The 394-nt window shown below is 26.4% G+C and carries 1 protein-coding gene; it reads right to left on the bottom strand.

The features are described 5' to 3' along the window. Positions 1-217 (bottom strand): tyrosine-type recombinase/integrase (locus NH26_RS25695; protein ID WP_206780208.1); only part of this gene is annotated, 217 nt, incomplete at its 3' end. Positions 218-394 lie beyond the last annotated feature (177 nt).

Here is a 394-nt window from a genome sequence, read left to right as displayed (position 1 = left end):
TGTAGATATTTAAAACTTCGTTTATCACTTTGTGATCATGTATTTTATAATACATTTCCGTTGTTCTAGATGATTTATGCCCTAACATCACCTGTAAACTTTCTTTACTTACATTCATGTTTATCATTGATGTAGCAAAAGTTTTCCTAGCACTATGAACCGTTATATTTTTATTGATATTTGAATATTGAGCAATCAATTTTAATTGTCTATTCATTACAATGTTTGAATATATAGGCAATTTTTCCCCTTCAATTTTATTTAGTATTTCTATTGCTTTATTTGATAGAGGAATAAAACAGGGAGTTTCATTTGTGTTTATTGTTTTTTGTCTTTTTAGACGTAGAATAGTAGCACCATTAGTATACTTTATGTGTTTACTTTTATCAAACTT

The organism is Flammeovirga pacifica (assembly GCF_000807855.2).
In the GTDB taxonomy this organism is placed as follows: Bacteria; Bacteroidota; Bacteroidia; order Cytophagales; family Flammeovirgaceae; genus Flammeovirga; species Flammeovirga pacifica.
The sequence above is the reverse complement of the archived record's forward strand: the minus strand, read 5'-3'. Positions and strand labels throughout refer to the sequence as shown.